Genomic DNA, 19310 nt, shown 5'->3' with positions numbered 1-19310 from the left:
GCGGCACACGCGCTGGCCGTGGCCCCGCGTGGGGCGAGGGCGTATCGGCTGCTGCTAGGATGCGGCGTCGCAAGCCAGCAGGGGATTCAAGCCGAATGAGCCAGCCCAGTCCTGAGATCGCCGCGCCGCGCGGTGTCGTCGCCCGCTTCCTCGATGCCGTGGAACGGGTGGGTAACAAACTGCCCGATCCCGCGGTGCTGTTCCTCGGCCTGATGCTGGTGGTCTGGGTGGTGTCGGCGCTGCTGGCGAACGTGAACTTCGCCGAGATCGATCCGCGCAGCGGCGATCCGATCCAGATCCGCAACCTGCTGGCCGGCACCAGCTTCACGACCTTCATGGCGGACATGGTCCGCACCTTCGTCAACTTCGCGCCGCTGGGCGTGGTGCTGGTGGCGATGCTGGGCCTGGGGGTCGCCGAGCACACCGGCTTCATCAACGCCGCGCTGCGCGCGGTGCTGTCGGTGACGCCGAAAATGCTGCTGACGCCGATGCTGATCGCGGTCGGCATCTTCAGCCACGTCGCGGTCGATGCCGGCTACGTGCTGGTGATCCCGCTGGGCGCGGTGATTTTCTACGCCGCCGGGCGCCATCCGCTGGCCGGTATCGCGGCTGCGTTCGCGGGTGTCTCGGGCGGTTTTTCCGCCACCTTCATTCCCTCGAGTCTCGATCCGCTGCTGGCGGGCCTGACCCAGGAAGCGGCCAACCTGATCGACCCGGCCGTGATCGTCAATCCGCTCAACAACTACTACTTCACCACCGCGTCGACCGCGCTGGTCGTGCTCGTCGGCTGGTTCCTGACCGACCGCATCATCGAGCCGCGCCTGCGCGGCACGCCGGTCGACGGCGACGCCAGCGACATGCCCTCGATGCAGACGCTGACCGCACCCGAGCGCCGCGGCCTGGTCCTGGCGGTGCTGGCGATGCTGGCCTGCGTGGTCGCGCTGGTGGTCACCGCGGTGCCGTTCGGCTCGGCCTGGCGCGCGCCGGCCGATGCGCCCAGCGGGGCGGGCGAACTTCTGGTCGCGAACGCACCGCTGATGCAGTCGATCGTGCCGTTGATCTTCATCCTGTTCGTCGTGCCCGGCATCGTCTACGGCTACGCCTCGGGCGCGGTGAAATCGCACCGCGACATCATCGCCGGCATGAGCAAGGCGATGAGCGGCATGGGCTATTACATCGTCATGGCGTTCTTCGCCGCGCAGTTCATCTACGCCTTCGGCCAGAGCAACCTCGGCGCGCTGCTGGCGATCAAGGGCGCCAACGGCCTGCAGGCGCTGGGCATGCCGACCGGCGTGACCCTGGTCGGCATCGTGCTGCTGTCGGGCTTCGTCAACCTGCTGGTCGGCTCGGCCTCGGCCAAGTGGGCGCTGATCGGCGCGATCATGGTGCCGATGCTGATGCAGCTGGGAATCTCGCCGGATCTCACCCAGGCCGCGTACCGCGTCGGCGATTCCAGCACCAACATCATCACACCGCTGCTGCCGTACTTCCCGCTGATCGTGGTGTTCTGCCAGCGCTACGTGAAGGGCAGCGGCATCGGCACGCTGCTCGCGCTGATGCTGCCGTTCTCGATCACCCTGCTGGTCACGTGGTCGGCCTTCCTGCTCGGATTCTGGGCGCTGGGCCTTCCGCTGGGCGTCGGTGCGAGCTACGTTTACCCCGCCGGCTGAATACGCTGAGCGCGTCGACCCTGCCGCCGGGCCATGTGCCCGGCGGCCGGTGCGCGTGGCAAAGGTCACTTTCCATGCGGATCGGGCGCCGCTAAGTTAGCGCGTCGCCCGCGCCGGTCCCTGGGCTTCGATCACCGTCAGGAGTCGCCCTACGTGTCAATGAATCCGTACGCCGCCGAGGAAAAGAAGACCATCCTCGGGCATCCGCGTGGCCTGTTCGTGCTGTTCTTCGCCGAGATGTGGGAGCGGTTCTCCTACTACGGCATGCGCGCGCTGCTGATCTTCTATCTCGTGCAGCACTGGATGTACTCGGATTCCGAGGCCTCGGTGATCTACGGCGCCTACACGGCGCTGGTGTACATCGCGCCGGTGGTCGGCGGCTATCTGGCCGACCGCTACCTGGGACAACGCAAGGCGGTGGTGTTCGGCGCGGTGCTGCTGACCTTCGGCCACTTCCTGATGGCGTTCGAGGGCGACGGCGGGCAGAGCGCGGCCGAGATCAACATCTTCTGGCTGGCGCTGGCCTTCATCATCGTCGGCTCGGGCTTCCTCAAGGCCAACATCTCGGTGATGGTCGGCCAGCTGTATCCGCGCACCGACATCCGTCGGGACCCGGCGTACACGATCTTCTACATGGGCATCAATCTGGGTGCCGCGCTGGGCTCGTTGATCGCCGGTTATCTGGGCCAGACCTACGGCTGGGCCTACGGCTTCGGTGCGGCCGGCGTGGGCATGCTGCTCGGCCTCGTGGTCTTCGTGCTCGGCAAGCCGCTGCTGATGGGGCGCGGTGAATCGAAAGTGCCCGAGCGTCTGGCGGCGCCAGTCATGGGCATCCGCTTCGAGTGGCTGCTGTATGTGCTGGGCGTGCTCGCGGTCGGCGTGGTCTGGTTCCTGATCCAGTACCAGAAGCTCGTCGGCGGCCTGCTGATGGGCACCGGTGCGCTGCTGATGGGCTTCGTGCTGTACACGGCGGTGTTCAAGCTCGAGCGCGAGGCGCGCAACCGCATCTTCGCGGCGCTGATCCTGATCATCGGCTCGATCCTGTTCTGGGCGCTGTTCGAACAGGCCGGCGCATCGCTGAACCTGTTCACCGACCGCTCGGTGGACCGCGAGATCTTCGGCTGGGAAGTGCCGGCGTCGATGTTCCAGTCGTTGAACTCGATCTACATCATCCTGCTCGCGCCGGTGTTCGCGATGGCGTGGCTGTGGCTGGGCCGTCGCGGCTGGGAGCCGTCGACGCCGATGAAGTTCGCGCTGGCTGTGATCCAGGTCGGCCTGGGCTTCCTGCTGCTGGTCTGGGGTGCGAACAGCGTGGGCCCGGGCGAGATGACGCCGGTGATCTTCATCTTCCTGATCTACCTGATCCACACCACCGGCGAGCTGTGCCTCTCACCAGTGGGCCTGTCGGCGATGAACCGCCTGGCGCCGGCGCACATGGCCAGCCTGATCATGGGCACCTGGTTCTTCGCATCGGCCACCGGCAACTTCGCTGCAGGTCTGATCTCGGCCGCCACGGGCGGCGAAGGTGCGGGCCCGGGCCGTGTGCTCGAGGTCTATTCGAACGTGGGCTGGCTGGCGGTCGGCGTGGGCGTCCTGATGATGCTGGTCGCGCCGCTGATCCGTCGTCTGATGCACCTCGACACGCTCAGGGACGACGAGCCCTCGCTCGCCGGCCAGGACGCGATCGGCGAGCCGGTCGCGGCCGGGGTCAAGCTCGACGAAGAACGCCGTCCCTGACGGACGCGCGTCGCGGTTATGAAAACAGCGCCTTCGGGCGCTGTTTTTTTGCGTCCATCCTCGGGACGCGTCCCGCCGGCAGCCCTCAATCCTTCAACGGTGCCTCGAGCTTGGCCATCAGCGATGCGAGCTGCGCTCGCTCGTCCGCATCCAGCGGCGCCAGCACGCTGCGCTGGTAGTCGAGCGCCAGCGGCACGATGACGTCGTAGACCGCGTAGCCGGCTTCGCTGAGTTCGAGGACCGAGCGGCGGCGGTCGCTGTCGTGCATCTCGCGCAACAGCAGGTCGCGCTCCAGCAACCGCGCCACGGCCCGGCTCACCGCGACCTTGTCCATCGCGGTGCGCTCGGCGACGTTGTTGGCCGACAGGCCCGAGTAGCGCCCCAGCACCGCGATCACCCGCCATTCGGTCACGCTGATGCCGAAGCGCTCGGAATACAGCGCCGCCAGGCCGCGGCTGATGCGGTTGGTCAGCACGCTCAGGCGATACGGCAGGAACTGGTCGAGATCGAGGGCGGCATGGTCGTGGCCCGTGTGGTCGGCGCCCGTCGGGGCAGCGTGGGCGGACGCGGTCGAAGCCGGTTGCGTCATGGTGCAGTGCGCCTTGCAAGTGGTTGCACGTGAAACTATAAAGGAGGGTCTGAAGCCGCGTCCCCTGCCGTGGCCCCATCGCGATGGAGTATCCCATGAGCGCCCAAGCACAGAATTCCGGTCCCAACCTCGGCATGGACGTGATCACGTTCGAGAATCCGATGGGCATCGACGGTTTCGAGTTCGTCGAGTTCGCAGCGCCTGCGGACAAGGCCGATTTCATGCATGCCTACTTCCGCAACATGGGGTTCACCGCGGTGCTGAGGCACAAGACGCGGGCGATCACCGTGTACCGCCAGGGCGGGGTGAACTTCCTGCTCAATGAAGATCCGGATTCGTTCGCCGCCGAGTTCGCCCAGGCGCATGGCCCGTCGGCCTGCGGATTCGCGATCCGCTTCAACCAGCCGGCCGACACGGTCTACGGCAAGGTGCTCGAGAACGGGGGCGAAGCGATCGGCGCGCGCGAATCGACCAAGGCCGTCGCCGCACCGGTGGTCAAGGGTATCGGCGACTGCATGCTGTATCTGGTGGACCGCTACGGCGCATCGGGTTCGATCTACGGCGACGACTACGTCGCGATCGACGGTGCCGAGCAGAACCCGACCGGGTTCGGCCTGACCTTCATCGACCATCTCACGCACAACCTCTACTTCGGCAACATGCAGAAGTGGTCGGACTACTACGAGAAGCTGTTCAACTTCCGCGAGATCCGCTACTTCGACATCAAGGGCGCCAAGACCGGCCTGAAGTCGAAGGCGATGACCGCGCCGGACGGCGTGGTGCGCATTCCGCTCAACGAGTCGAATGATCCGAAGTCGCAGATCAACGAATACCTCGATTCCTACAAGGGCGAGGGCATCCAGCACATCGCCTGCTTCACCGACGACATCTACACGACGATCGAGCAGATGCGCGATCGGGGCATCGCCTTCCTGGACACGCCCGACACCTACTTCGAGATCATCGAGGAGCGCATCCCCGATCACGGCGAGGACATCGCGCGTCTGGCGAAGAACAAGATCCTCATCGACGCCGATCCGGAAACCAAGCAGCGCAAGCTGCTGCAGATCTTCACCCAGAACGCGTTCGGCCCGATCTTCTTCGAGATCATCCAGCGCAAGGGCAACGAAGGCTTCGGCGAAGGCAACTTCCAGGCGTTGTTCGAGAGCATCGAACGCGACCAGATGAAGCGCGGCGTGCTCTGAGGCGAGGGCAAGCAGGCCGGCTCCGGAATCTATCCTGAGCCGGCCCGGTGACGCGCCCGGCGGCGCAGTCGGAACTGACGGTCAGGCGTTCGCCATACCGGCCATACCGGCCAGCAGCGCAGCGCCGCCGAGCAGGAAGAACGCGCCGAAGATGATCAGTGCGATCAGCAGCAGGATGCCTTGAATCATGAAGAACAGGCGCAGTTTGTCGGTGGCGCGGACGGCCGCTTCGAGACGGCCCGTGGCCGCCGCTTCGTCCGCAGCACCGGCCGCCTGGAACAGCAGCACACCCAGCCAGATCGGCACCCAGGCCCAGAGGATGCCGATGAGGCTGAGCACCTGCAGGGCACCCGAGATCATCAGCATCACACCGAGCAATTTCATCCACAGCTTGCCGTCGAGCAGCGGGCGCACGATCGCCCGCACGGCGTCATCCGTCGTGTTCATCACATGTTTTCCCCTTGAATGCCGCCTTTCCTTCGGCGGTCTACGCAGGTTAAACGCTGCACTGTCTGAAAGGAACGCGCCATGACCCCATCCACTCCGGTGTACATGTCCGGCTTCGGCAACGAGTTCGCGACCGAGGCCGAGCCGGACACCTTGCCGGTCGGCCAGAACTCGCCGCAGCAGGTCGCGCACGGTCTGTATGCCGAGCAGCTGTCGGGCACCGCGTTCACCGCGCCGCGTGGCGAGAACCGGCGCAGTTGGCTCTACCGCATCCGTCCGGCGGTGATGCACGGCGGCTTCGTGCCGTTCGAACAGCCGCGTTTCCATGACGGCTTCGACCGCGGCCCGGTGTCGCCCGACCAGTTGCGCTGGAGCCCGCTGCCGATTCCCGAGACGCCGGTGGATTTCATCGACGGCCTGTATTCGGTCGCGGGCACCGGCGGCGCCGGCGCGCACGAGGGCGTGGGGATCCACGTCTATGCGGCCAACACGTCGATGACCGACCGGTTCTTCTACAGCGCCGACGGCGAGCTGTTGCTGGTGCCGCAGCAGGGACGTCTGGTGCTGGCGACCGAACTCGGCGTGCTCGAGGTCGAACCGCAGGAGATCGCGGTGATTCCGCGCGGCATCCGCTTCCGCGTCGAACTGCCTGATGGCCCGAGCCGCGGCTACGTGTGCGAAAACCAGGGCCGCGCGCTGCGCTTGCCCGATCTCGGCCCGATCGGCGCGAACGGCCTGGCGAATCCGCGCGACTTCCTGACGCCCGTGGCGCGCTACGAGGACATCGACGGCGATTTCTCGCTGATCGCGAAGTTCCAGGGGCATCTGTGGCAGGCGCCGATCGGGCATTCGCCGCTGGACGTCGTCGCCTGGCATGGCAACTACGCGCCCTACAAGTACGACCTGCGTCGTTTCAACACGATCGGCTCGATCAGCTTCGACCACCCCGACCCGTCGATCTTCACCGTGCTGACCTCGCCGAGCGAATCGCCGGGCACGGCGAACATGGATTTCGCGATCTTCCCGCCGCGGTGGCTGGTCGCGCAGCACACGTTCCGGCCGCCGTGGTTCCACCGCAATATCGCCAGCGAGTTCATGGGCCTGGTCCACGGCCAGTACGACGCCAAGGCCGACGGCTTCGCGCCGGGTGCGTGTTCGCTGCACAACTGCATGAGCGGCCACGGTCCGGATGCGCCGACGTTCGACAAGGCCAGCGCCGCCGATCTGTCCCGGCCGGACGTCATCCGCGACACGATGGCCTTCATGTTCGAAACACGCGCGGTGATCCGGCCGACCCTGCAGGCACTGGATGCCGGCCACCGGCAGACCGATTACCAGGCGGTGTGGCAGGGGCTGCAGCACCGCTTCACGCCGCCGCGCTGAGCGGAACGCGCGGCGGCCCCGGCCGTCGCGCACGGTGGGCCACGGGCCCCGGCGGAGGCAGTCCGCGATCTTGCAGGTCCCGGGCGGTGCGGGTTCGCGCGTCGTTAACGGGGCATCGCCGAGTCTGCCGCGGACCTCACTGCGGAACAGTCCGATGAAGCGTTCGATCGCCTGCGTGTCCGTGCTCGCCCTGGCCCTGGCCGCGTGCGGCAACTCTCCGTCCGACCCCGTGGAACCGGCAACCGCGCCGGCCGACACCGCGCTCGACGGTGATCCCGCCGCGCCGCCGCCCTTCGATGCGCCGGACGAGGCCGCACCGCCGGCGCCGGGCAGCAACCGACCGTCCGTGGTCGAGGACGTGATCACGTTCGAGGGCTTCGGCCCGGCCGCGTTCGGCACCGACCAGGAGCAGGTCCGCATGGCCTGGGGCAACGACCTCGGTGATGCGAAGCCGTCCGAGCCCGGGGGCTGCTACTACCTCACGCCGCAGCCGCTCGGCACCGCCGGCTACAACATCGCCTTCATGATCGAGGGCGACCGCTTCGCGCGTATCGACGTGCGCAACGAAGGCTATGCGGCACCCGGCGGCGGCAAGGTCGGTATGGACCGCGCCGAGATCGAGCGCCTCTATGCCGGCCGAGTGGAACCCATGCCGCACAAGTACGTGGAGGGTGCGCACTACCTGCGCGTGCGCGACGGGGACCATGCGCTGGTGTTCGAGACCGATACCGCGGGCCGGGTCACCGAATGGCGGGTCGGCACGCCGCCGCAGGTGGACTACGTCGAAGGCTGCGGCTGAGCGGAGCGGGCGACCGCAACGGTCGCCACGCGTTCAATGGACGTCGTCCGGGCGCTTCGGGCCAGGCGGCGAACTGCGTCGACGCCGTGCCTCGCGGCGCGGCTCAGTGTTCCGGCGGTGCCGGGTCGTCGCGGTCGACCGTGGCGTCGTCCGGATCGGGCGTGCGATCGGGATGCGGCGGCCGCTCGTCCATCAACGACAGCGCGGCGCGCGACATCAGATGGGCGCTGATCGGTGCGGTCAGGAACAGGAACACCGTGATCAGCAGCTCGCGCGGATGCACGCCGCTGCCGTTGACCCAGTGGTAGACGATCGACGCGAACAGGATGCAACCCACGCCGAGCGTGCTGGCCTTCGCCGGCCCGTGCAGGCGACGGAAGAAGTCCGACAGCTTCACCATCGCCACCCCGCCGAGCAGGGTGAAGAAGCAGCCCACCACCAGCAGCGTTACGACGACGATCTCGAAGAGCGTGCTCATTCGACGATGTCCCTCCGGATCACGTACTTGCTCAGCACCACGGTGCCGACGAAGCCGAGCATCGCGATGATCAGCGCCGCCTCGAAGTACACTTCGGTGTCGAGCAGCATGCCGAACAGGATGAGCTGCGCGATGGCGCTGATGTACAGCGTATCCAGCGCGAGGATGCGGTCGGGTGCGGTGGGGCCGCGCAGCAGGCGCCACAGCGCGAAGATCATGGCGAGGCCGACCAGATGCATGCCGGCGACGATGACGATGTCGATCATGGAAAGATCTCCCTCAACGGCGCTTCGTACCGGCTCTTGATCTGCATCACCAGCGCATCGGGATCATCGACGCTCAGGCAATGCAGCAGCAGGTACCGCCGGTCTTCGGACAGCTCGGCCGACACGGTGCCGGGCGTCAGCGTGCAGACACTGGCGAGCGCGGAAATGCCGTGGATGTTGGTCAGGTCCAGCGGCACCCAGACGAATTGCGATTTCAGGCGCGATTCCGGGCCCAGCACCTGGCGCGCGACCGTGACGTTGGCGACGACGATGTCACGGAGCACGACGCCCATCAGGCGGAAGACGCCGCGCAGCCGGCCCAGGCGCGCGAACTCGCGTTCCAGGCGCGCGGCCAGCAGCGGCATCAACCAGGCCAGCAGCAGGGCGAGGAGGACGTTGCCCGCGCTCACGTCCTGGGCCATCAGCAGCCAGAACGCGAAGACCGTCAGGCTCTGCGGGATCGAAGGCAGCATGCGGCGCTTCATCGTGCGGGCTCCCGGATCAGCGGCGCGGTGTCACGCAGCACCTGGATGTAGGTGTCCACATCCAGCAGCTGCGCGGCCGCGGCGTCGGTGTAGCGCAGCACCGGGCCGGCGAACAGCGTCATCGCCACGCCGTACCCCAGCAGGATCACCGTGGCGGTGATTTCCGAACGCCGCAAGGGCGGGCCGGGCGTGGTGTCGGGCGCGGGATCGACCCGCCAGAACAGCCGCGTGCCGCTGCGCGACAGGCCGATGATCGTCATCAGGCTGCTGCCCAGGATTACCGTCCAGATCCAGCCCATCTGGGCCTCGGGCACCGAGTTGAGCAGCTGCAGCTTGCCGATGAAGCCCGACAGCGGCGGCAGGCCCGCGATCGACACCGCGGCGATCAGGAACAACGCGGCGGGCAGCGTCTTGTTCGGCATCGACGCGATGGGCATCAGATAATCGCCGTTGCTGCCGCGATGACGCTGGATGATGTCGGCCAGCAGGAACAGCGCGGCACTGACGAACACACTGTGCGCCAGGTAATAAAGCCCCGCCGAGATCGCACCGGCATTGCCCAGCGAGAACGCGACGAACAGCGTGCCGGCCGACAGCAGCACCAGATAGGCCACGCCGATGCGCAGCCGCGGCGCACCGATCACGCCGAGCGCGGCGAGGACGACGGTGGCCGCGCCGGCGGGCAGCAGCCAGTCCCAGGCGATGTTCGCCAGCGGGCCAGCGGCCTCGCCGAACATCAGCGTGTAGACGCGCAGAATCGCGTAGAGGCCGACCTTGGTCATCACCGTGAACAGCGCGGCGACCGCGGCGGGCGCGCGCGCGTAGGCCTCGGGCAGCCACAGGTACAGCGGCAGCAGCGCGGCCTTGGCGCAGAACACCAGCAACAGCAGGCCGGCGGCGGCGTGGATCAGCATCGTCCGCTCGGGTGGCGCGATCGCGATACGCGCCGCCATCTCGGTCATGTTGAGCGTGCCGAGCATGCCGTAGAGCAGGCCGAGCGCCAGCAGGAACACCACCGACGCCGCGATGTTGAACACCACGTAGTGCATGCCGGCCTTGATCCGTGCACCGCGGGCGCCGCTGAGCAGCAGGCCGTAGGACGCGATCAGCATCACTTCGAAGAACACGAACAGGTTGAACAGGTCGCCGGTCAGGAACGCACCGTTGAGACCGGCCAGCTGCATCTGGAAGAGGGCATGGAAATGCAGCGCACGCTTGTCCCAGCCCGCACACGCATACAGCAGGCAGGGAATCGCCAGCAGTGTCGTGGTCAGCACCATCAGTGTCGACAGGCGGTCGGCCACCAGCGTGATGCCGAGGCGCGCCGGCCAGTCGCCGAGCAGATAGACCAGCATGTCTTCGCGCTGCACCTGGACCAGCAGGGCCACGCTGACCGCGAGCAGCGCGAGCATGCCGATCCAGGCCCAGGTGCGCAGCACCGAGGTGCGATGGCGGCGCTCGAGCAGCAAGAGCAGCGCACCGGTGACGATGGGCACCAGTACGGGAAGCACGGGCAGATGGTTCATCGCGCGCCTCCCTGCTGCTGCTCGTCGGGTTCCTCACCGTCGACGTGGTCGGTGTGCAGGTCGGCGTGCTCGCGCATCGCGATCACGACCGCGACCGCGGTCATCGCGAACGCGATCACGATGGCGGTCAGCACCAGCGCCTGGGGCAGCGGGTCGGCGTAGTTGGCAAGCGTGTGCTCGACGCCGTCGCGCAGCACCGGCGGCTTGCCGACGACCGGGCGGCCGGCGGCGAAGATCATCAGGTTGGTCGCATACGACAACAGCGTCAGGCCGAGGATCACATCGAAGGTGCGTGCACGCAGCATCAGGTACAGACCCGACGCGGCCAGCACGCCGATGGCGGTGGCGATCGCGAATTCCATCAGTGCGCCTCCTCCTGGGCCTGGCGATGTTTGACCGTGCCCAGCGTGGCGAGCATCAGCAGCGTGCCGGAGAACACCACGAAATAGACGCCGGTATCGAAGACCAGCGCGCTGGCCAGCGGCAGCATGCCGATCAGCGGCAGTTCCAGATCGAGGTGGCCACTGGTCATGTACGGCAAGCCGAACCACCACGAGCCCACGCCGCCCAGCACCGCCAGCAGCAGGCCGATCGCGATGCCGCGCAGGTAATCGAAGCCGAACGTGGCCTCGACCGCGCGCGCGCCCTGCAGCACGTACATCACCAGCACCGGCACCGCGAACACCAGGCCGGCGATGAAGCCGCCACCCGGTGCGTTGTGGCCGCGCAGGAACAGGTAGATCGAGACGGTCAGCGCCAGCGGGAACAGCAGCTGGGTCAGGTCGGTCGCGATGGGCAGCTGGACCGGCGGGCCGGGCATGATCTCGTCCGGCTTCAGGCGCGACCAGCGCAGCAGGGCGTGCACCACCAGCGCAGCGACGCCGAACACGACGATCTCGCCGAAGGTATCGAAGCCGCGGAAGTCGACCAGGGTCACGTTGACCACGTTGCGGCCGTAGGCCTCGGGCAGCGCACGCACCAGCAGCTCGCTGGAGATCGTGTCGGCCGGCGACATCATCATCGCGTAGGCCAGCACCGCCAGACCGCCGCCCGCGACGACCGCGAGCGCGAGATCACGCACCCGGCGCAGCGGCCGATGCGAGACCTTGGACTGCTTGGGCAGGTAGTTCAGCGCCATCATCATCAGCGCGATGGTCACCATCTCGACCAGCAGCTGGGTCAGGGCCAGATCCGGTGCCGAGAGATAGACGAACACCAGGCTGACCGCCAGGCCGACCGCACCGATGACGATCAGCGCCGTCAGACGCTTTGCATGAACGACCACGGTGCCGACGGTCGCGGCGATCAGCAGGCCCCACAGCACCCAGCCGATCACCGGCAACGGCTGCGGCGTACCCAGGCCCGTGAGCAGGGGCAGGGTGCGGCCCAGCATCGGCACGCCGGTCAGCACCACGCCGACCAGGATCATCAGAAACAGGCTGCGCTGCAGGCTGCCGTTGGCGACGCGCGCGGTGAACCGGCGGGCCAGCGCGAACAGCGCCTCGACGTTGACGTGGAAGGCGTTGCGGCCGATCGAGCGGGTGACCACCGCGTGGAAATCCAGCAGCCGGCGCAGGCCGAAATACAGCGCCAAGCCGAACACCAGGCTGGCGATGCTCATCATCAGTGGCAGGTTGAAGCCGTGCCAGACCGACAGGCTGAATTCCGGCGCGGCATCGCCCAGCGTGCCGCGGACCATCGTATGCAGCAGCGGCCCGATGGTCAGCGCCGGGATCATGCCGACGATCACGCACAGGACCGCCAGCACGCCGACCGGAATGCGCATCCAGCGCGGCGGCTCGTGCGGCACCACGTCGAGCGCGCGCGGGCCGTTGCCGAAGAACGTGTCGTGCACGAAGCGCAGGCTGTAGGCGATGCCGAAGATGCCGGCCAGCAGCGCGGCGATGCTGATGATGATCCGCATCGTGCCGTGGCCACCGATCTCCAGCGCCTCGGCGAAGAACATCTCCTTCGACAGGAAGCCGTTGAGCAGCGGGATGCCGGCCATCGCCAGCGACGCGACGATCGCCAGCAGGCTGGTCATCGGCATGTAGCGTCTGAGGTTGCCCAGCCGGCGCATGTCGCGCGTGCCGCATTCGTGGTCGATGATGCCCGCGGCCATGAACAGCGAGGCCTTGAACGTCGCGTGGTTGAGGATGTGGAACAGGCCCGCCACCACCGCCATCTCGGTCGAGATGCCGAACAGCAATGTGATCAGGCCGAGGTGGGAGATCGTCGAGTACGCCAGCAGGCCCTTGAGGTCGTGCTGGAAGATCGCGAACCAGGCGCCGACCAGCAGCGTCGTCGCGCCGACGCTCGTGACCACGTAGAAGAACAGGTCCGTGCCCGCAAGCGCCGGATGCAGGCGCGCCAGCAGGAACACGCCGGCCTTCACCATCGTCGCCGAATGCAGATAGGCCGACACCGGCGTCGGCGCGGCCATCGCGTGCGGCAGCCAGAAGTGGAACGGGAACTGCGCGCTCTTGGTGAAGATGCCCAGCAGCACCAGCGCCAGCGCCCACGGATACAGATGGCTGCCGCGGATCAGGTCGCCGGAGGCCAGCACCACGTCGAGATCGTAGCTGCCGACGATGCGGCCGATCAGCAGCACGCCGCCGAGCAGCGCCAGACCGCCCATGCCCGTGATCGTCAGCGCCATGCGCGCGCCCTGGCGGGCGTCCTGGCGATGCGACCAGAAGCCGATCAGCAGGAACGAGCTGATCGAGGTCAGCTCCCAGAAGATCGCGAGCAGCAACAGGTTGCCGGCGGTGACCATGCCGACCATCGCGCCCATGAAGAGCATCAGATAGGTGAAGAACCGCCGCGGGCTGTCCTTCGCCGACAGGTAATAGTGGCCGTACAACACCACGAGGCCGCCGATGCCGAGCACCAGTAGGCCGAATGTCCAGGCCAGGCCGTCGACGCGCAGGCTGAAATCCAGCCCCGCCTCGGGAATCCAGGCATAGCTCGCACGTGCGATTTCGCCATCGAAGACGCTGCCTGCCAGCAGCGCCAGGATGCCCAGTCCGAGCAGGGGGGCAAGACCGGCGAGCACGGCAATGCTGCGGCGGGAGGCGTTGCGCGAGAGCGCAATGACCAGGGCCAGCACGAAGGGCAGGGCCAACAGAAGTTCGAGCATCGGGCTCCTTGTGGAGGCAGGTCGGCCAGGTAGCCGGCGGGTCACGCAAGGGCCGGGCAGTTTACCTGAATCGCGTCGTCGGTTCGTCGACGCCGCCCGATATGCTATGTCCCATGGACTTGCCACCCCCCTTCCGACCCCGCCCGCGCATGGCCCGGGCCCAGCGTCCGTGACGCGCCGGGCGCTGGTGTTCGGCGCGAGTGGCGCAATGGGGCGCGCGCTGCTCGATTGCCTGCTGGGAGACGGATGGACGGTCGATGCAGTGTCGCGGACCGCCCGCCCGGACGGCCCCGGGCTGCGCTGGCACACCGGCGGGTTCCCGGAATTGCCGTCGCTGCCGGTCCGGGTCGATGCGATCGTCAGTTGCGGTCCGCTGGACCACTTCGCGCACTGGTATGCGTCCGCGACCGTCGAGTGCCCGCGCGTCGTCGCCTTCGGCTCCACCAGTGACGCCACCAAGGCCGAGGCCGCCGATGCCGGTGAACGTGCGCTCGCCGGCCGCCTGCGCGAGGCGGGGGAGCGTCTGTTCTCCACTGCGCACCAGCGCGGGGCAGGGGCGACGCTGCTGCGGCCGACGCTGATCTATGGCGCGGGCAGCGACCGCAACCTGGGCCGCATCGTCGCCCTGGCACGGCGAAGTGGTGTCTTCGTGCTGCCCGGGGATGCCCTCGGCCGGCGCCAGCCGGTGCACGCCGAGGATCTCGGACGCGCGGCCTTTGCCGCGCTGGACGCGCCGGCCGCGATCGGCCAGGCGTTCGCACTGCCGGGGGGCGAGACGCTGCCGTATCGCGAGATGGTCGCGCGTACGCTGGCGGTGCTGACGCCGGCGCCGCGCCTGCTCACCGTTCCCGGGCCGCTGTTCGCGATCGCGCTGCGCGCCGCGCATGCCACCGGGCGCCTGCAGGGCCTGCCGCCGGGGGCGGTGGCGCGGATGCGCGAGGATCTGGTGTTCGATGCCGGCGCGGCGCACGCCGCATTCGGCTATGCGCCGCGGCCGTTCCGGCCCGAGGCGGCGATGTTCCCGGCCGCGTAACGCGGCGAGGGCGGGATCACGGGCCGGCCATCGGCTCCTCGACCAGCCGGCGCGCCTTGCGCAATGCGCGCAGGGCCACCACGAGCACGCCACCGAGCACCATGGCGCCGCCGATCCACAGGCGCGGCCCCGGCCGGTCGCCCCAGAACACGATGCCCAGCGCGATCGCGAACACCGGCACCAGCAACAGCCACGGCGTCAGCATCGCGACCGGATAGCGCTGCACCAGCACGTAGTACAGGCCGTGGCCCAGCAGCGACGACACGAACGCCGCGTACACCGCGCCGCCCCAGCCGATCCAGCTGGCCTGGGCGAGCATCGCGAACCCGCCGGGCTCGAACACCAGGCTGATCGCCAGCAGCGGCAGCACCGCGATCACCGCGGTCCAGCCCTGCATGTTCCATACGTCGACGCCGCGCAGCGGTTTCATCAGTACCGTGCCGATGGCCAGCATCAGCGCCGAGGCCAGCATCGTCAGCAGCGCCGCCGGATTGGCCAGTACCACCGGATCGAAACCGAGCACCAGCACCCCGCCGAAACTCACCGCGATTGCCAGCCCGGTGCGCCAGGCGAAGCGCTCGCCGAGCACCCACCACGCCAGCAGTGCGGTCAGCGGGATGTAGCTCTGCATCACGATCGCCGGCGACGAGAGATCGCTCGACAGGCGCAGCGCAAGGAAGCTCAGTCCGAAATGCAGCACGCCGATGCACAGGCAGGCGGCGAGCAGCCGCGGCCATTGCCCGGGTGCGGGCGCGCGCAGCAGGACCACCAGCGGCACCGCCAGCAACGCGAAGCGCACGGCGGTGAAGAGGAATGGCGGGATCTCGCGCAGTGCATGCGCCGAGACCAGGAAATTCAGCGCCCAGGCGACGCAGACGAGCAGGATGAGGGCGAGGTCGCGCGGCGACACGGCAGGCACCGGGAGCGGGCGCGCAAGCATCGCACGCCCGGCCTGCGCAGATTGATCAGTAGCGCCAGCCGAGCCGGCGGTAGAGCTTGGCCAGCACCCAGGCCGGCCCGATCAGCAGATACACCAGGTCGGTCAGGAAGCTCGGCTTCTGGCCTTCGATCTTGTGGCCGACGAACTGCGCGATCCACGCCAGCACGAACACGCTCACCGCAGTGATCAGCAGGTCGCGCGTGCCCAGCCACTGGTGCAGCGCGAAGGTCAGCGCGCCGAGCAGCAGGAACACCGCCAGCATGCCGAAGCCGAGCGAGCGCGACGCACGGTGATAGAAGCGCCAGGCGGCGAACATCGCCAATGCCGCCCAGATGCCCGGCTTGAAGATGGTGCCGCCCGGAATGCACCACAGCAACGCGATCACCGTCCACAGGATCGCCGGCACCGCGAACACATGGATGCGCTGGTTCTGCAGGTTGCGATGGTCCGCCGAATAGCTGGCGAACCAGCGATCGATGGGGCGTTCGGGTGTTGCGTGCATCGCAGGTCTCCGGGCGTGAGCAGTGCCAGGGCGAGGATACGCGCAGACGCACCGCTGGCGCTGCAGGTGGTGGGCGCCGTGCTTCGGCGCCAGCTCCTGCTCCTGCTCTTGCTCTCGCGAACGGTGACGGGACTGCAACGTGTGCAGACCCGAAGGGCGTCGGCCATGGATGGCCGGCGTTTTCCGACCGAGGCAGGATGCCGAGTCGGGAAATCCCGGAACGACTGACTCACCGGGTGAGCTTCGTCGGGGAGGCCCTTTCTTTTGCTTGGCGGATTCAATACCGAAGTGCATCTTCGATGGAAAATTCCACAGGACGCTTGAGCAGCTTTTCCAGGAACACCTCCGAGGGGAACCGCCATTTCAGCGTTTTGCGCGGCCGCATGTTCAATCGCATCGCGATCCGGTCCAGGTCCTGCTGACTGAATTCCGACAGATCCTCGCCTTTGGGCAGGTACTGGCGCAGCAGGCCGTTGGTGTTCTCGCAGATGCCGCGTTGCCACGGACTGCGCGGGTCGGCGAAATACACATCCAGCCCCGTCTCGGCCGACAGCATCCGATGCAGTGCCATTTCCTTGCCCTGGTCGTAGGTCAGTGTTTTCAGCAAATCCGGCGGCAAGGGTAAGAACGTGCGCGTGAATCCTTCCAGCACGCCACGTGCGGTGTGACGCTCCAATCGGGCCAGCATCACGAACAGGCTGTGTCGACAGACCACGACACCGACGGCAGAGCGGTTGCGCGCGCCCATGATCAGATCGCCTTCCCAGTGACCGGGCACGAGCCGGGCGTCCACCTCCGGCGGGCGCGAGTGGATGCTGGGCATATCCGGCAGTTTCCCGCGGGTTTCCGCACTGCGGCGCAACGGACGGCGCGCGCCGCGGGCCTGACGCAGCAGGGCGACATGCTGGCGACGCAGTTCGCCGCGGGGCATGGCGTAGATGGCCGCGTAGATCGTCTCGTGGCTCACGTGCAGCTCGGGCTGGTCGGGATGACGTTCCCGCAGTTTGGACGCCGTCTGTTGTGGCGACCAACCGGCCGTCAGCAACGTCCAGACCTGCGGCCAGAGCACGCCGTCGGGCCGCAGTTTGCGCTGTGTCCGGGGTATTCGAAGCAATCTGCGTGCACGCTCCCCTGCGCGTGTTGCGTCGTAACCGCCGGCGATCGCCGGCCGACCTCGCAAGCGACGTGGCGGCGGAGGCGTGTATCCGTTGCGCTGCAGTTCGCGAACAATGGTGCTCTGCGCACGTTGCAGGGCAGCGGCAATCGCGTGGGTGCTGGCGCCCGTGCGCTTCATCGCCATGATCGTGCCGCGCTCTTCTGCGCCCAGGTGTCGATAGTGCTGTCCCATGGTGGCTCGGCCGCTCGAAGGTGATGCGCTTCACTTTAGAGTCCGCCCTTACTTTTCTTTGGGCCAACAAAGAAAAGTGAGTCGCTCGCCGACAGGCGAGTGAAAGCATTGCCCTTGCCCTTGCCCTTGCCCTTACCTTCGCGAGTTGCAAGCGGTGCCAACGCAACATCAAACGCTTTCGTCCGCTGACGCGGCCGAGTTCATTTCTTTTGGTAGACCCCAAAAGAAACGGAAGGCGGACTCTAAAGTGAAGCGCATCACCTTCGAGCGGCCGAGCCACCATGGGACAGCACTATCGACACCTGGGCGCAGAAGAGCGCGGCACGATCATGGCGATGAAGCGCACGGGCGCCAGCACCCACGCGATTGCCGCTGCCCTGCAACGTGCGCAGAGCACCATTGTTCGCGAACTGCAGCGCAACGGATACACGCCTCCGCCGCCACGTCGCTTGCGAGGTCGGCCGGCGATCGCCGGCGGTTACGACGCAACACGCGCAGGGGAGCGTGCACGCAGATTGCTTCGAATACCCCGGACACAGCGCAAACTGCGGCCCGACGGCGTGCTCTGGCCGCAGGTCTGGACGTTGCTGACGGCCGGTTGGTCGCCACAACAGACGGCGTCCAAACTGCGGGAACGTCATCCCGACCAGCCCGAGCTGCACGTGAGCCACGAGACGATCTACGCGGCCATCTACGCCATGCCCCGCGGCGAACTGCGTCGCCAGCATGTCGCCCTGCTGCGTCAGGCCCGCGGCGCGCGCCGTCCGTTGCGCCGCAGTGCGGAAACCCGCGGGAAACTGCCGGATATGCCCAGCATCCACTCGCGCCCGCCGGAGGTGGACGCCCGGCTCGTGCCCGGTCACTGGGAAGGCGATCTGATCATGGGCGCGCGCAACCGCTCTGCCGTCGGTGTCGTGGTCTGTCGACACAGCCTGTTCGTGATGCTGGCCCGATTGGAGCGTCACACCGCACGTGGCGTGCTGGAAGGATTCACGCGCACGTTCTTACCCTTGCCGCCGGATTTGCTGAAAACACTGACCTACGACCAGGGCAAGGAAATGGCACTGCATCGGATGCTGTCGGCCGAGACGGGGCTGGATGTGTATTTCGCCGACCCGCGCAGTCCGTGGCAACGCGGCATCTGCGAGAACACCAACGGCCTGCTGCGCCAGTACCTGCCCAAAGGCGAGGATCTGTCGGAATTCAGTCAGCAGGACCTGGACCGGATCGCGATGCGATTGAACATGCGGCCGCGCAAAACGCTGAAATGGCGGTTCCCCTCGGAGGTGTTCCTGGAAAAGCTGCTCAAGCGTCCTGTGGAATTTTCCATCGAAGATGCACTTCGGTATTGAATCCGCCTTCCGTTTCTTTTGGGGTCTACCAAAAGAAATGAACTCGGCCGCGTCAGCGGACGAAAGCGTTTGATCTTTCGTTTGGAGCAAGCAAAGTGCAGTGCTTTCACTCGCCTGCCGGCGACCGACTCACTTTTCTTTGTTGGCCCAAAGAAAAGTAAGCAAAAGAAAGGACCTCCCCGACGAAGCAAATTCGGTGAGTCAGTCGTTCCGGGATTTCTCGACTCGCCATCCTGGCTCGGTCGAGAAACGCCGGCCATCCATGGCCGGCGCCCTCCGGGTCTGCAGGCAGTGCGAACTCGTCATCGCGCAGGAACATCAAACGCTCGGCACTGCCGATCCGCACGGGCCTGAGCCCATGTGTTCTGCAGCCGCAGTCGGTCACCGCGTCGGCGTTCGCTCGGACCGGTT

At 67.2% G+C, this 19310-nt stretch carries 18 protein-coding genes; 7 read left to right on the top strand and 11 right to left on the bottom strand.

Features of this window, described 5'->3' with window-relative positions; translation table 11 throughout:
- The first annotated feature begins 95 nt into the window (after nucleotides 1-95).
- Nucleotides 96-1670, top strand: coding sequence for an AbgT family transporter (locus ACF3M1_RS14255; protein WP_394001726.1), 1575 nt, complete (start codon nucleotides 96-98; stop codon nucleotides 1668-1670).
- A gap of 159 nt (nucleotides 1671-1829) precedes the next feature.
- A complete protein-coding gene (locus ACF3M1_RS14250) occupies nucleotides 1830-3407 on the top strand; it encodes a peptide MFS transporter (protein WP_394005286.1) in 1578 nt (525 codons plus the stop codon).
- 85 nt (nucleotides 3408-3492) lie between these two features.
- Here the strand turns inward: ACF3M1_RS14250 and ACF3M1_RS14245 are convergent, their stop codons facing one another.
- Nucleotides 3493-3996, bottom strand: coding sequence for a MarR family winged helix-turn-helix transcriptional regulator (locus tag ACF3M1_RS14245; RefSeq protein ID WP_394001724.1), 504 nt, complete (start codon nucleotides 3994-3996; stop codon nucleotides 3493-3495).
- A gap of 95 nt (nucleotides 3997-4091) precedes the next feature.
- On the opposite strand from ACF3M1_RS14245, the gene hppD reads away from it, so the two are divergent.
- Nucleotides 4092-5201, top strand: coding sequence for a 4-hydroxyphenylpyruvate dioxygenase (gene hppD / locus ACF3M1_RS14240; RefSeq protein ID WP_394001722.1), 1110 nt, complete (start codon nucleotides 4092-4094; stop codon nucleotides 5199-5201).
- Nucleotides 5202-5282: 81 nt separating this feature from the next.
- On the opposite strand, the gene ACF3M1_RS14235 is transcribed toward hppD, so the two are convergent.
- Nucleotides 5283-5648, bottom strand: a complete 366-nt coding sequence (locus ACF3M1_RS14235; RefSeq protein WP_394001720.1) for a DUF5362 family protein — start codon at nucleotides 5646-5648, stop codon at nucleotides 5283-5285.
- 81 nt (nucleotides 5649-5729) lie between these two features.
- On the opposite strand from ACF3M1_RS14235, the gene hmgA reads away from it, so the two are divergent.
- Together hmgA and ACF3M1_RS14225 are read left to right on the top strand one after the other, a co-directional pair.
- Nucleotides 5730-7031: a homogentisate 1,2-dioxygenase gene (hmgA, locus tag ACF3M1_RS14230; protein ID WP_394001718.1), complete on the top strand. Its 1302-nt coding sequence runs from the start codon at nucleotides 5730-5732 to the stop codon at nucleotides 7029-7031.
- A gap of 154 nt (nucleotides 7032-7185) precedes the next feature.
- On the top strand, nucleotides 7186-7830 hold the full coding sequence (locus ACF3M1_RS14225; RefSeq protein WP_394001716.1) for a hypothetical protein: 645 nt from the start codon (nucleotides 7186-7188) through the stop codon (nucleotides 7828-7830).
- A 103-nt stretch (nucleotides 7831-7933) separates the two neighbouring features.
- Here ACF3M1_RS14225 and ACF3M1_RS14220 read toward each other — a convergent pair whose 3' ends face one another.
- From ACF3M1_RS14220 to ACF3M1_RS14195, 6 genes are read right to left on the bottom strand one after another with little or no spacing between them, the layout of a single operon-like run.
- Entirely contained in the window at nucleotides 7934-8308 is a 375-nt protein-coding gene (locus tag ACF3M1_RS14220) for a Na+/H+ antiporter subunit G (protein WP_394001714.1), read from the bottom strand.
- On the bottom strand, nucleotides 8305-8574 hold the full coding sequence (locus tag ACF3M1_RS14215; protein WP_310152095.1) for a K+/H+ antiporter subunit F: 270 nt from the start codon (nucleotides 8572-8574) through the stop codon (nucleotides 8305-8307). The genes ACF3M1_RS14220 and ACF3M1_RS14215 overlap by 4 nt, the downstream gene beginning before the upstream one ends.
- The gene (locus tag ACF3M1_RS14210) at nucleotides 8571-9059 is read right to left on the bottom strand and encodes a Na+/H+ antiporter subunit E (protein WP_394001712.1); all 489 of its coding nucleotides are present in this window, start codon (nucleotides 9057-9059) and stop codon (nucleotides 8571-8573) included. Before ACF3M1_RS14210 ends, ACF3M1_RS14215 begins: the two co-directional genes overlap by 4 nt.
- The gene (locus ACF3M1_RS14205; RefSeq protein ID WP_394001711.1) at nucleotides 9056-10585 is read right to left on the bottom strand and encodes a monovalent cation/H+ antiporter subunit D; all 1530 of its coding nucleotides are present in this window, start codon (nucleotides 10583-10585) and stop codon (nucleotides 9056-9058) included. The genes ACF3M1_RS14210 and ACF3M1_RS14205 overlap by 4 nt, the downstream gene beginning before the upstream one ends.
- Nucleotides 10582-10947 carry a Na+/H+ antiporter subunit C gene (locus ACF3M1_RS14200; protein WP_394001710.1) on the bottom strand — a complete coding sequence of 122 codons (366 nt, stop codon included), beginning with the start codon at nucleotides 10945-10947 and terminating at the stop codon, nucleotides 10582-10584. Before ACF3M1_RS14200 ends, ACF3M1_RS14205 begins: the two co-directional genes overlap by 4 nt.
- Complete coding sequence (locus ACF3M1_RS14195) at nucleotides 10947-13724, bottom strand: monovalent cation/H+ antiporter subunit A (RefSeq protein WP_394001708.1); 2778 nt, start codon at nucleotides 13722-13724, stop codon at nucleotides 10947-10949. Before ACF3M1_RS14195 ends, ACF3M1_RS14200 begins: the two co-directional genes overlap by 1 nt.
- Nucleotides 13725-13830: 106 nt before the next feature.
- Here ACF3M1_RS14195 and ACF3M1_RS14190 point away from each other — a divergent pair, with 106 nt between their 5' ends.
- Nucleotides 13831-14757 carry an NAD-dependent epimerase/dehydratase family protein gene (locus ACF3M1_RS14190; protein WP_394001706.1) on the top strand — a complete coding sequence of 309 codons (927 nt, stop codon included), beginning with the start codon at nucleotides 13831-13833 and terminating at the stop codon, nucleotides 14755-14757.
- Nucleotides 14758-14773: 16 nt separating this feature from the next.
- Here the strand turns inward: ACF3M1_RS14190 and ACF3M1_RS14185 are convergent, their stop codons facing one another.
- The 3 genes from ACF3M1_RS14185 to ACF3M1_RS14175 form a co-directional block, all read right to left on the bottom strand.
- Nucleotides 14774-15667 carry a DMT family transporter gene (locus ACF3M1_RS14185; protein WP_394001705.1) on the bottom strand — a complete coding sequence of 298 codons (894 nt, stop codon included), beginning with the start codon at nucleotides 15665-15667 and terminating at the stop codon, nucleotides 14774-14776.
- Nucleotides 15668-15722: 55 nt separating this feature from the next.
- Nucleotides 15723-16199: a DUF962 domain-containing protein gene (locus ACF3M1_RS14180; RefSeq protein ID WP_394001703.1), complete on the bottom strand. Its 477-nt coding sequence runs from the start codon at nucleotides 16197-16199 to the stop codon at nucleotides 15723-15725.
- 277 nt (nucleotides 16200-16476) lie between these two features.
- Nucleotides 16477-17547 carry an IS30 family transposase gene (locus ACF3M1_RS14175; RefSeq protein WP_394001701.1) on the bottom strand — a complete coding sequence of 357 codons (1071 nt, stop codon included), beginning with the start codon at nucleotides 17545-17547 and terminating at the stop codon, nucleotides 16477-16479.
- A gap of 281 nt (nucleotides 17548-17828) precedes the next feature.
- Here ACF3M1_RS14175 and ACF3M1_RS14170 point away from each other — a divergent pair, with 281 nt between their 5' ends.
- Entirely contained in the window at nucleotides 17829-18899 is a 1071-nt protein-coding gene (locus ACF3M1_RS14170) for an IS30 family transposase (RefSeq protein WP_394001701.1), read from the top strand.
- Nucleotides 18900-19310: the final 411 nt, after the last annotated feature.

It is taken from the genome of Luteimonas sp. WGS1318 (genome assembly GCF_043187535.1).
GTDB lineage: Bacteria > Pseudomonadota > Gammaproteobacteria > Xanthomonadales > Xanthomonadaceae > Luteimonas.
This window is presented reverse-complemented; position numbering and strand designations above follow the sequence as displayed.